Origin of the sequence: Citrobacter sp. CK199 (genome assembly GCF_030333285.1) — a bacterium.
Lineage (GTDB): Bacteria > Pseudomonadota > Gammaproteobacteria > Enterobacterales > Enterobacteriaceae > Citrobacter_B > Citrobacter_B koseri.
This window is the reverse complement of sequence record NZ_JAOWGF010000029.1, coordinates 265651-277578: the sequence shown is the minus strand read 5'-3', so window position 1 is coordinate 277578 and position 11928 is coordinate 265651. Positions and strand designations below refer to the sequence as shown.

Below are 11928 nucleotides of genomic sequence, written 5' to 3'. Positions count from 1 at the left end.
TTATAAGAAATAAATCTACTTACCAAATTCATAAGGGCTCACTTCCCTTTCTCTGTTAGCCTCCAAAAAATCAGCCCACCACTGCAGCATTAGTCTGCGTTCGTCAAGATGTTCGGCCTTATGGATATAAGCCGCACGCACAGAGTTTCGCTCCATATGACTCATCTGCCGTTCCACTGCATCCCTAGACCACAATCCCGACTCAATCAACGAACTACAAGCCATTGTCCTGAAACCGTGACCACACACTTCCGTTTTCGTGTCATACCCCATCACACGCAGAGCCTTGTTCACCGTGTTTTCACTCATCGGTTTACGAGAATTGTGATCGCCAACGAAAACAAAATCTCGATTTCCGCAGATCTTATGAACCTGTTTGAGGATGTCCAGTGCTTGCCGAGATAATGGCACAAGGTGAGGTGTGCGCATTTTAGAACCACGTTGAGAATGCTTAACACCTTCTATAGCTTCTCGTTCTGCCGGGATTGTCCACATTGCCCTTTCAAAATCGATCTCTGGCCAACGGGCAAAGCGCAACTCACTGGAACGAATAAAGATTAATAACGTGAGCTCAACAGCCAGACGGGTTAAAAGTCGTCCGGAGTAGCTATCAATTCGCTGGAGTAGTTCAGGTAAGCGTTTCAGTTCAAGTGCTGGTCGATGGACACGATTACTTGAAGCAACTGCCCCAGCCATCTCCTGAGCAGGATTGTAATCGATCAAACCGCTTTGCACTGCATAACGCATAATCGCATTGGTACGCTGCTGAAGACGCGAAGCCACTTCAAGACGCCCTGTAGCCTCAACTACTTTGATAGGGACAAGGAGATCGCGCGTACTAAAACTATCAATACTGCGCTTCCCAATTGCTGGGAACAAATTATCTTCCAGGCTCTTCAGCACCCGTCGGCTATGTTCTTCTGTCCATTTTTTATTTGCTGCGTGCCACTCTCTGGCAACTGACTCAAAGGTAATAGCCTCTTTCGTCTGCTCTTCTTTCACTGCACGTTTGTGTTCACGGGGATCGATGCCTGCAGCAACAAGCTTTCTGGCCTCTTCCCTTTTTTGACGAGCATCAGCCAGGGACGTTTCAGGATAAACCCCAAATGCCATCAGGTGCTGCTTACCACCAAAGCGAAAGCGGAACCGCCAGTATTTTGAGCCGTTAGGGTGAATGAGCAAAAACATGCCATCCCCATCGACCAGGGTGTACTCCTTTTCCTGTGGTTTTGCAGAACGCACTTTGATATCTGTCAGAGCCATAAAGTTCTCCTTCCATGTACCGAAGTGAGTATACAACCATTATCGAACCAACATATATACTCGGTTCTATACTCACAAGCGACTTGATGTGGGTTGACTCAGATTGACTTCTGTTGAGTGAAAAAGCGAGGAAAGCCTTGCGGATACTGGATTTCAGGCACAAAAAAAGACGTCCGTTGACGTCTATTGATGTTCCGATGGTGCCGAAGGCCGGACTCGAACCGGCACGTATTTCTACGGTTGATTTTGAATCAACTGCGTCTACCGATTTCGCCACTTCGGCACTGAAGAGGTATGCGGAAAACGTTGTGGATTATACCTGTCACACGCCACCATGCAAGCGGTAGCATATGCCCGGCTCGCTAAGTGTTGAAAAAATCAGCACAACCCTACGGCGGGCACCTCCTTAACCCCTCCTTCTGCGAAGCGACTCCGTTTCCCATGCTCTACACTTCCAGTTCAACACCACACTGAGGGAAACACGATGTCTATTATAAAAAGCTATGCCGCAAAAAAGGCGGGCAGCGAACTTGAACTCTATGAATATGATGCGGGTGAACTCAAGCCGGAAGATGTTGAGGTACAGGTAGATTACTGCGGTATCTGCCACTCCGATCTGTCGATGATCGACAACGAATGGGGCTTCTCTCAATATCCGCTGGTTGCCGGGCATGAGGTGATTGGCCGCGTCGTGGCACTCGGCAGCGCCGCGCAGGATAAAGGTCTGAAGGTAGGTCAACGCGTCGGGATTGGCTGGACGGCGCGCAGCTGCGGGCACTGCGATGCCTGTATCAGCGGCAATCAGATTAACTGTCTGGAAGGATCGGTGCCAACCATCCTCAATCGCGGCGGCTTTGCCGAGAAGCTGCGAGCAGACTGGCAATGGGTGATCCCGCTTCCAGAAAGCATCGATATTGAATCCGCAGGTCCTCTGCTGTGCGGCGGCATCACCGTCTTCAAACCGCTGCTGATGCACCACGTTACCGCCACCAGTCGCGTTGGGGTGATCGGTATCGGCGGCCTCGGCCATATCGCCATTAAGCTGCTGCACGCGATGGGCTGCGAGGTTACCGCATTCAGCTCCAGTCCGGCCAAAGAACAGGAAGTGCTGGCGATGGGTGCCGATAAAGTGGTCAACAGCCGCGATCCAGAGGCGTTGAAAGCGCTGGCAGGTCAATTTGATCTCATCATCAACACCGTCAATGTCGATCTCGACTGGCAGCCTTACTTCGAAGCGCTGGCCTATGGCGGCAACTTCCACACCGTTGGCGCGGTGCTGAAGCCGCTACCGGTTCCGGCGTTTACCCTGATTGCAGGCGATCGCAGCATCTCCGGTTCGGCAACCGGTACGCCGTATGAACTGCGCAAGTTGATGAAATTTGCCGGGCGCAGCAAGGTCTCGCCGACGACCGAGCTGTTCCCGATGTCGCAAATCAACGAGGCTATCCAGCACGTTCGTGACGGTAAAGCTCGCTACCGTGTGGTACTGCAAGCCGACTTTTAATTGCCTTCACCGGGCGGCATTCGCTGCCCGGTTTTGCTCCCCCTTTTGGAATTCTTCTCGCAATCTCCGCAATTTAGCGGTGAAGAGTATGCCGCAGTTGCCTATACTCCAGGCAGGATAAATGGAGAAAATCTCATGAGTGCACCCCTGTTAATTGCCCGCACGTTGGAAAGCGAACTGTTCCTGTTGCCGGGCATGACCAACCGTCACGGGCTGATTACCGGCGCAACCGGAACCGGCAAAACGGTTACCCTGCAAAAACTGGCTGAGTCCCTATCAGACATCGGCGTTCCGGTATTTATGGCGGATGTGAAAGGTGACTTAACCGGCGTCGCGCAGGAAGGCGAACCTTCTGAAAAACTGCTCGCACGGCTGAAAAATATCGGCATCACCGACTGGCAACCGCACGCTAATCCGGTGGTGCTGTGGGATATTTTTGGCGAAAAAGGTCATCCACTACGGGCGACCGTCTCCGATCTTGGGCCGCTATTGCTGGCTCGCCTGCTGAACCTGAACGATGTGCAGTCCGGCGTGCTGGATATTATCTTCCGCATCGCCGATGACCAGGGGTTGTTGCTGCTGGACTTTAAAGATCTGCGGGCGATCACGCAGTATATCGGTGATAATGCCAAATCCTTCCAGAACCAGTATGGCAATATCAGCAGCGCATCGGTCGGGGCGATCCAGCGCGGGTTGCTGTCGCTGGAACAGCAAGGCGCGGCGCACTTCTTCGGCGAACCGATGCTGGACATCAAAGACTGGATGCGTACCGATGCCAACGGCAAAGGCATTATCAACATCCTCAGCGCCGAAAAACTCTACCAGATGCCCAAACTGTATGCCGCCAGCCTGCTGTGGATGCTCTCCGAACTGTATGAGCAACTGCCGGAAGCGGGCGATCTGGAAAAACCGAAGCTGGTGTTCTTCTTCGACGAAGCTCACCTGTTGTTCAACGACGCTCCGCAGGTGCTGCTGGATAAAATCGAACAGGTTATCCGCCTGATTCGCTCCAAAGGCGTGGGCGTCTGGTTCGTCTCACAGAACCCTTCCGATATCCCGGACAACGTGCTCGGTCAGTTAGGCAACCGCGTACAGCACGCCCTGCGCGCCTTCACCCCCAAAGATCAGAAAGCGGTGAAAGCCGCCGCGCAAACCATGCGGGCGAATCCGGCGTTTGATACCGAGAAAGCGATTCAGGAACTGGGCACCGGCGAGGCGCTAATCTCCTTCCTGGATGCCAAAGGCAGCCCATCAGTGGTTGAACGAGCGATGGTCATCGCGCCGTGCTCACGCATGGGGCCGGTGACGGACGATGAGCGTAACGGGCTTATCAATCACTCCTCGCTGTACGGCAAATATGAAGACGAAGTCGATCGCGAATCGGCGTATGAAATGTTGCAAAAAGGCGTTCAGGCCACCACCGAGCAGCAAAACAATCCGCCAGCAAAAGGCAAAGAAGTCGCCGTTGATGACGGAATTCTTGGCGGGCTGAAAGAGATATTGTTTGGCAGCACCGGGCCACGTGGCGGCAAACGTGATGGCGTGGTGCAGAGCGTCGCCAAAAGCGCAGCGCGTCAGGTAACGAACCAAATTATCCGGGGGATGTTAGGTAGCCTGATGGGCGGTAGAAAACGCTAGCAGAAGGAATCCTGCTTTGCTAAGCGCAGCGCCTGATGGCGCTGCGCTGTATCTGGCCGGATAGCGGCGTAAACGCCTTATCCGGCCAACAACGAGAGAGATCGATTTTACGACTTACGCATCATCAGCCAGAGGCTAATCAGGAAGAACGAGGCGCTTGGCAGCAGCGCGCCGATAATCGGCGGAATGCCATAAACCAGCGTCAGCGGGCCGAAAATCTGGTCCAGAACGTAGAAGACGAAACCAAAGCTGATCCCGGTCACCACACGCACGCCCATCGGCACGCTACGCAGCGGGCCAAAAATGAACGACAGCGCCATCAACATCATTACCGCCACGGAAAGCGGCTGGAAGATTTTACTCCACATATTGAGCTGATAACGTCCGGCGTCCTGGCCGCTCGACTTCAGATACTTCACATAGTTATGCAAACCGCTGATGGAGAGCGCATCCGGGTCCAGCGCCACCACGCCCAGTTTGTCCGGCGTGAGGTTGGTTTTCCAGGTGCCACTCACGGTCTGCGAACCGGTGATCTGTTTCGGGTCTTTCAGGTCAGACTCGTCCACCTGCGACAGACGCCAGACCTTGTTGTCTGCGTCGAACTTCGCAGACGCGGCATAACGCACTGACTGTAAGCGACGCTGATCGTTAAAGGCGTAGATGCTAATGCCCGCCAGCTCTTCGTCGCCCTTCACCCGCTCGATATAGACGAAATTGTTGCCATCTTTCGCCCACAGGCCTTGCTGAGTAGAGAGCAACGAACCGCCGTACATTGCCTGCGCACGGTAGTTACGCGCCATCTGCTCGCCCTGCGGAGCGACCCATTCACCGATGGCCATTGTCAACAGCACCAGTGGAATGGCGGTTTTCATCACCGACAGCGCCACCTGCATCCGGGTGAAACCCGAAGCCTGCATCACCACCAGTTCACTGCGCTGCGCCAGCATCCCCAGCCCCAGCAGTGCACCAAGCAGCGCCGCCATCGGGAAGAAAATCTGCACATCTTTCGGCACGCTGAGCAGGGTATACATCCCCGCGCCCAGCGCATCGTAGCTCCCCTGCCCGGCTTTTTTGAGCTGGTCAACAAACTTGATGATGCCGGAGAGCGACACCAGCATGAACAACGTCATCATGATGGTGGTTAAAATGGTTTTACCGATATAGCGGTCAAGTACACCAAACGGCTGCATTATACCGCTCCTTTACGCAGAAGACGGGCGCGCAGGCGGCGTACCGGCACCGTATCCCAAAGGTTCAGACCAACCGCCAACGCCAGATAGATCAGGTTGACCGCCCACATCCAGATAACCGGGTCCAGTTTGCCCTTACCGCCGTTTGATTTCAGGGAGGTTTGCAGGAGGAAGAACAGCAGATACAGCAGCATAGCTGGCAGCATCGACAGCACGCGCCCCTGTCGCGGGTTAACCACGCTCAGCGGTACAACCATCAGCGCCATCATAAATACGGTGAATACCAGCGTAATACGCCAGTGCAGTTCCGCACGGGCGCGATTGGTATCAGTCTGCCACAGCGTGCGCATATCCATCTGATCGGTATCGTTCGGGTCCAGCGCAACGGCCTGATGACCAATAATCGCCTGATAGTTCTGGAAATCGGTGATGCGGAAGTCACGCAGCAGGGCAGTGCCTTCAAAGCGCGTCCCTTTGTTCAACGTCACAACCTGGGAGCCGTCGCGCAATTGCGTCAGATGTCCAGAATCGGCCACCACCACAGAAGGACGGGCGTTGCCTTTCGGGCGGATTTGCGCAAGGAACACATCTTTAAAATCGCTGCCGTCAACGCTTTCAATAAACAGCACGGCGCTGCCATTGGTCGCCTGCTGGAACTGCCCTTGCGCCAGCGCGGCCATGCCAGGATTGGCTTTTGCTTCCGCCAGTACCTCATCCTGGTGTCTGGATGACCAGGGCCCCGCCCACATGACGTTGACAGCGGCGACGACGCCGGTAAACAGCGCCAGCACCATCGCGGCTTTCACCAGCACAGCCCGGCTCAGACCACAGGCGTGCATGACCGTTATTTCACTTTCGGTATACAGTTTGCCCAGCGTCATCAACAGCCCGAGGAACAGGCTTAATGGCAGGATGAGCTGCGCCATTTCCGGCACGCCCAGCCCCAGTAGCGAGAGCACCAGATTTGCCGGAATGTCACCGTCAACCGCCGCCCCGAGGATCCTCACTAGCTTTTGACAAAAGAAGATTAAAAGCAGGATGAAAAGAATCGCCAGTTGGCTTTTGAGCGTCTCCCGCACCAGATATCTTATGATTATCACTTTAAATACGCCCGTAAAAACTCGTCTTTTGCAGGAATTTAGCTTGTTTCATGGCTTAAACGTCATTTATTCTCTTGAGTCGTCGAAATCGTCGCTAAAATTATTATACTCAGCGGATTCGCCACTCAGAACGCGTTCTGACGTGCCAATGCCGTAATAACGTTAAGATTAACACGAAGTCACCGCAACTGCGGACATGAGTTACGAAAGCTTGCAATTCTAACTGTAGCCGCCGCCGTTGTCTTTAAGATTCAGGAGCGTAGTGCATGGAGTTCAGTGTAAAAAGCGGTAGCCCGGAGAAACAGCGGAGTGCCTGCATCGTCGTGGGCGTCTTTGAACCACGCCGCCTTTCTCCGATTGCAGAACAGCTCGATAAAATCAGCGACGGGTACATCAGCGCCCTGCTGCGTCGTGGTGAACTGGAAGGAAAACCGGGGCAGACCCTGTTGCTGCACCATGTTCCTAACGTTCTTTCCGAGCGAATCCTCCTCATTGGTTGTGGTAAAGAGCGCGAGCTCGATGAGCGCCAGTACAAGCAGGTCATTCAGAAAACCATCAATACGCTGAATGACACCGGCTCAATGGAAGCGGTCTGCTTCCTGACCGAACTGCACGTCAAAGGCCGCAACAACTACTGGAAAGTGCGTCAGGCTGTCGAAACGGCCAAAGAGACGCTGTACAGCTTTGATCAACTGAAGACCAACAAGAGCGAGCCGCGTCGCCCGCTGCGTAAAATGGTCTTCAACGTGCCGACCCGCCGCGAGCTGACCAGCGGCGAGCGTGCGATCCAGCACGGTCTGGCGATTGCCGCCGGGATTAAAGCGGCGAAAGATCTCGGCAATATGCCGCCGAATATCTGTAATGCCGCCTACCTGGCCTCTCAGGCGCGCCAGTTGGCCGACAGCTACAGCAAGAACGTCATCACCCGCGTCATCGGCGAACAGCAGATGAAAGAGCTGGGTATGCACTCTTATCTGGCGGTCGGCCACGGTTCGCAGAACGAATCGCTGATGTCGGTTATCGAATACAAAGGCAACCCGTCCGAAGACGCGCGTCCGGTTGTGCTGGTCGGCAAAGGGCTGACCTTTGACTCCGGCGGCATCTCCATCAAGCCTGCCGAAGGCATGGACGAGATGAAGTACGATATGTGCGGCGCGGCGGCAGTGTACGGCGTGATGCGCATGGTCGCGGAACTTCAGTTGCCGATTAACGTCATCGGCGTGCTGGCAGGCTGCGAAAACATGCCTGGCGGGCGAGCGTATCGTCCGGGCGACGTGCTGACCACCATGTCCGGCCAGACGGTAGAAGTGCTGAACACCGATGCCGAAGGCCGCCTGGTACTGTGCGACGTGTTAACCTACGTTGAGCGTTTTGAGCCGGAAGCGGTGATTGACGTCGCGACCCTGACGGGCGCCTGCGTGATTGCGCTGGGCCATCACATCACCGGTCTGATGTCGAACCACAATCCGCTGGCGCATGAACTGATTAGTGCGTCCGAACAGGCGGGCGACCGCGCATGGCGCTTGCCGTTGGGCGATGAGTTCCAGGAACAGCTGGAGTCTAACTTTGCGGATATGGCGAACATCGGCGGCCGTCCTGGCGGCGCAATCACCGCCGGTTGCTTCCTGTCGCGCTTTACCCGTAAGTACAACTGGGCGCACCTGGACATCGCCGGCACCGCATGGCGTTCCGGTAAAGCGAAAGGCGCAACCGGTCGTCCGGTGGCGTTGCTGTCGCAGTTCCTGCTCAATCGCGCGGGTTTTAACGGCGAAGAGTAAGTTTGCATGATTGCCGGATGGCGACGCATATGCGCCTTATCCGGCCTACATGGAGTATTTAACCGTAGGCCGGATAAGCGTAGCGCCATCCGGCTTCGCATTTAAATTCACCACAAGAAGCCCCATATATGAAGAATGCAACGTTCTATATTCTGGACAATGACACCACCGTTGATGGCCTGAGCGCCGTTGAACAACTGGTGTGCGACATTGCCGCAGAACGTTGGCGCAGTGGTAAACGCGTGCTGATTGCCTGTGAAGACGAAAAACAGGCCATCCGTCTGGATGAAGCGCTGTGGGCAAGACCGCCGGAGAGTTTTGTCCCACATAATCTGGCGGGAGAAGGTCCGCGCGGCGGCGCGCCGGTGGAAATCGCCTGGCCGCAAAAACGCAACAGCAGCCCGCGTGATATTCTGATCAGCCTGCGTACTGGCTTTGCAGATTTTGCCACCGCTTTCACAGAAGTGATAGACTTTGTCCCTTACGAAGAAACTTTGAAACAACTGGCGCGCGAACGCTACAAAGCCTACCGCGTGGCTGGTTTTAACCTGAATACGGCAACCTGGAAATAATGGAAAAGACATATAACCCACAAGATATCGAACAGCCGCTTTACGAGCACTGGGAGCAGCAGGGCTACTTTAAGCCGAATGGCGATGAAAGCCAGGAAAGCTTCTGCATCATGATCCCGCCGCCAAACGTCACCGGCAGTTTGCATATGGGTCACGCCTTCCAGCAAACCATCATGGATACCCTGATCCGCTATCAGCGTATGCAGGGTAAAAACACCCTGTGGCAGGTCGGTACTGACCACGCCGGGATCGCTACCCAGATGGTGGTTGAGCGCAAGATTGCCGCAGAAGAGGGTAAAACCCGCCACGACTATGGCCGCGATGCCTTCATCGACAAAATCTGGCAGTGGAAAGCGGAATCCGGCGGCACCATTACCCGTCAGATGCGCCGTCTGGGCAACTCCGTGGACTGGGAGCGCGAACGCTTCACCATGGACGAAGGTCTTTCCAATGCCGTGAAAGAAGTGTTTGTCCGCCTGTACAAAGAAGATCTGATTTACCGTGGCAAGCGCCTGGTCAACTGGGACCCGAAACTGCGCACCGCGATCTCTGACCTGGAAGTGGAAAACCGCGAGTCCAAAGGCTCTATGTGGCACATCCGCTATCCGCTGGCTGACGGTGCGAAAACCGCAGACGGTAAAGATTACCTGGTGGTTGCCACCACCCGCCCGGAAACCCTGCTGGGCGATACCGGCGTAGCCGTCAACCCGGAAGATCCGCGTTATAAAGATCTGATTGGCAAATTCGTGGTGCTGCCGCTAGTGAACCGTCGTATTCCGATCGTGGGCGACGAGCATGCCGACATGGAAAAAGGCACCGGCTGCGTGAAGATCACCCCGGCGCACGACTTTAACGACTATGAAGTGGGCCGTCGTCATCAGCTTCCGATGATCAATATTCTGACCTTTGACGGCGATATCCGTGAAAGCGCGGAAGTGTATGACACCAAAGGCGAAGAGTCCGACGTTTACTCCAACGAAATCCCGGCTGAGTTCCAGAAGCTGGAGCGTTTTGCCGCGCGTAAAGCGGTGGTTGCCGCTATCGATGCCCTCGGCCTGCTGGAAGAGATTAAACCGCACGACCTGACCGTACCGTACGGCGACCGTGGCGGCGTGGTTATCGAACCAATGCTGACCGACCAGTGGTACGTCCGTGCCGACGTGCTGGCAAAACCGGCGGTGGAAGCGGTAGAGAACGGCGATATCCAGTTCGTGCCAAAACAGTACGAAAACATGTACTTCTCCTGGATGCGTGACATTCAGGACTGGTGTATCTCCCGTCAGCTGTGGTGGGGCCACCGCATCCCGGCATGGTACGACGACGCGGGCAACGTCTACGTTGGCCGTAGCGAAGACGAAGTGCGTCAGGAAAACAACCTGAGCGCCGACGTTGCGCTGCGTCAGGACGACGACGTACTGGACACCTGGTTCTCTTCCGCGCTATGGACCTTCTCGACTCTCGGCTGGCCGGAAAACACCGACGCGCTGCGTCAGTTCCACCCGACCAGCGTGATGGTCTCCGGTTTCGACATCATCTTCTTCTGGATTGCCCGCATGATCATGATGACCATGCACTTCATCAAAGATGAAAACGGCAAGCCGCAGGTGCCGTTCAAGACCGTCTACATGACCGGTCTGATTCGCGATGACGAAGGCCAGAAGATGTCCAAATCCAAGGGTAACGTTATCGACCCGCTGGATATGGTTGACGGCATTTCCCTGCCGGATCTGCTGGAAAAACGTACCGGCAACATGATGCAGCCGCAGCTGGCTGAGAAGATTGCCAAACGTACCGAGAAACAATTCCCGGACGGCATTGAGCCGCACGGTACTGACGCCCTGCGTTTCACCCTGGCGGCGCTGGCCTCTACCGGCCGCGACATCAACTGGGATATGAAGCGTCTGGAAGGCTACCGTAACTTCTGTAACAAGCTGTGGAACGCCAGCCGCTTTGTGCTGATGAATACCGAAGATCAGGATTGCGGCTTCAACGGCGGCGAGATGACCCTGTCGCTGGCAGACCGCTGGATCCTGGCGGAGTTCAACCAGACCATCAAAGCGTACCGCGAAGCGCTGGACAGCTTCCGCTTCGATATCGCAGCGGGCATTCTGTACGAGTTCACCTGGAACCAGTTCTGCGACTGGTATCTGGAGCTGACCAAGCCGGTCATGAACGGCGGCTCTGAAGCAGAACTGCGCGGCACCCGCAACACGCTGGTCACCGTGCTGGAAGGTCTGCTGCGCCTGGCGCATCCGATCATCCCGTTTATCACCGAGACCATCTGGCAGCGTGTGAAAGTGATTTCCGGCATTACCGCCGACACCATCATGCTGCAACCGTTCCCGCAGTACGATGCCTCCCAGGTGGATGAAGCCGCGCTGGCCGATACCGAATGGCTGAAGCAGGCGATCGTTGCCGTACGTAACATCCGTGCGGAAATGAATATCGCGCCGGGCAAACCGCTGGAACTGCTGCTGCGTGGTTGCAGCGAAGAAGCGATTCGCCGCGTGAACGACAACCGCAGCTTCCTGCTGAACCTGGCGCGTCTGGAAAGCATCACCGTGCTGCCAGCCGATGACAAAGGTCCGGTTTCCGTGACGAAGATTATCGATGGCGCCGAGCTGCTGATCCCGATGGCGGGGCTGATTGACAAAGAAGCCGAGCTGGCGCGTCTGGCGAAAGAAGTGGCGAAGGTCGAAGCTGAAATTGGCCGCATTGAAGGCAAGCTGGCGAACGAAGGTTTTGTCGCCCGCGCACCAGAAGCGGTGATCGCCAAAGAGCGTGAGAAGCTGGAAAACTACGCGGAAGCGAAAGCGAAGCTGATTGAACAGCAGGCAGTTATCGCCGCGCTGTAAAGAGAGTGCCTGACTGTTTGCCGGATGG

At 55.4% G+C, this 11928-nt stretch carries 9 protein-coding genes and 1 tRNA gene; 5 read left to right on the top strand and 5 right to left on the bottom strand.

Annotated elements, in window-relative coordinates; translation table 11 throughout:
* Positions 1-15: 15 nt before the first annotated feature.
* Together OGX75_RS19655 and OGX75_RS19650 are read right to left on the bottom strand one after the other, a co-directional pair.
* Entirely contained in the window at positions 16-1263 is a 1248-nt protein-coding gene (locus OGX75_RS19655; protein ID WP_286451499.1) for a tyrosine-type recombinase/integrase, read from the bottom strand.
* Between the two features lie 198 nt (positions 1264-1461).
* Positions 1462-1546, bottom strand: a tRNA-Leu gene (locus OGX75_RS19650).
* A 201-nt stretch (positions 1547-1747) separates the two neighbouring features.
* Here OGX75_RS19650 and ahr point away from each other — a divergent pair.
* Both ahr and OGX75_RS19640 read left to right on the top strand, forming a co-directional pair.
* Positions 1748-2767, top strand: a complete 1020-nt coding sequence (ahr, locus tag OGX75_RS19645) for an NADPH-dependent aldehyde reductase Ahr (protein ID WP_049009364.1) — start codon at positions 1748-1750, stop codon at positions 2765-2767.
* A gap of 135 nt (positions 2768-2902) precedes the next feature.
* Positions 2903-4405, top strand: a complete 1503-nt coding sequence (locus OGX75_RS19640) for a helicase HerA-like C-terminal domain-containing protein (protein ID WP_286451498.1) — start codon at positions 2903-2905, stop codon at positions 4403-4405.
* Between the two features lie 107 nt (positions 4406-4512).
* Here OGX75_RS19640 and lptG read toward each other — a convergent pair whose 3' ends face one another.
* The 3 genes from lptG to ytgA form a co-directional block, all read right to left on the bottom strand.
* On the bottom strand, positions 4513-5595 hold the full coding sequence (gene lptG, locus OGX75_RS19635) for an LPS export ABC transporter permease LptG (RefSeq protein WP_286451497.1): 1083 nt from the start codon (positions 5593-5595) through the stop codon (positions 4513-4515).
* On the bottom strand, positions 5595-6695 hold the full coding sequence (gene lptF, locus OGX75_RS19630) for an LPS export ABC transporter permease LptF (RefSeq protein WP_012134315.1): 1101 nt from the start codon (positions 6693-6695) through the stop codon (positions 5595-5597). The genes lptG and lptF overlap by 1 nt, the downstream gene beginning before the upstream one ends.
* Before the next feature lie 62 nt (positions 6696-6757).
* Positions 6758-6808, bottom strand: a complete 51-nt coding sequence (ytgA, locus tag OGX75_RS19625) for a protein YtgA (RefSeq protein ID WP_211180521.1) — start codon at positions 6806-6808, stop codon at positions 6758-6760.
* 153 nt (positions 6809-6961) lie between these two features.
* Here ytgA and pepA point away from each other — a divergent pair, with 153 nt between their 5' ends.
* The 3 genes from pepA to OGX75_RS19610 all read left to right on the top strand — a co-directional run bounded on the left by pepA (position 6962) and on the right by OGX75_RS19610 (position 11900).
* Positions 6962-8473, top strand: a complete 1512-nt coding sequence (gene pepA / locus OGX75_RS19620; RefSeq protein WP_047459338.1) for a leucyl aminopeptidase — start codon at positions 6962-6964, stop codon at positions 8471-8473.
* 128 nt (positions 8474-8601) lie between these two features.
* A complete protein-coding gene (gene holC / locus OGX75_RS19615) occupies positions 8602-9045 on the top strand; it encodes a DNA polymerase III subunit chi (RefSeq protein WP_071257400.1) in 444 nt (147 codons plus the stop codon).
* Entirely contained in the window at positions 9045-11900 is a 2856-nt protein-coding gene (locus tag OGX75_RS19610; protein ID WP_012134320.1) for a valine--tRNA ligase, read from the top strand. The genes holC and OGX75_RS19610 overlap by 1 nt, the downstream gene beginning before the upstream one ends.
* Positions 11901-11928: the final 28 nt, after the last annotated feature.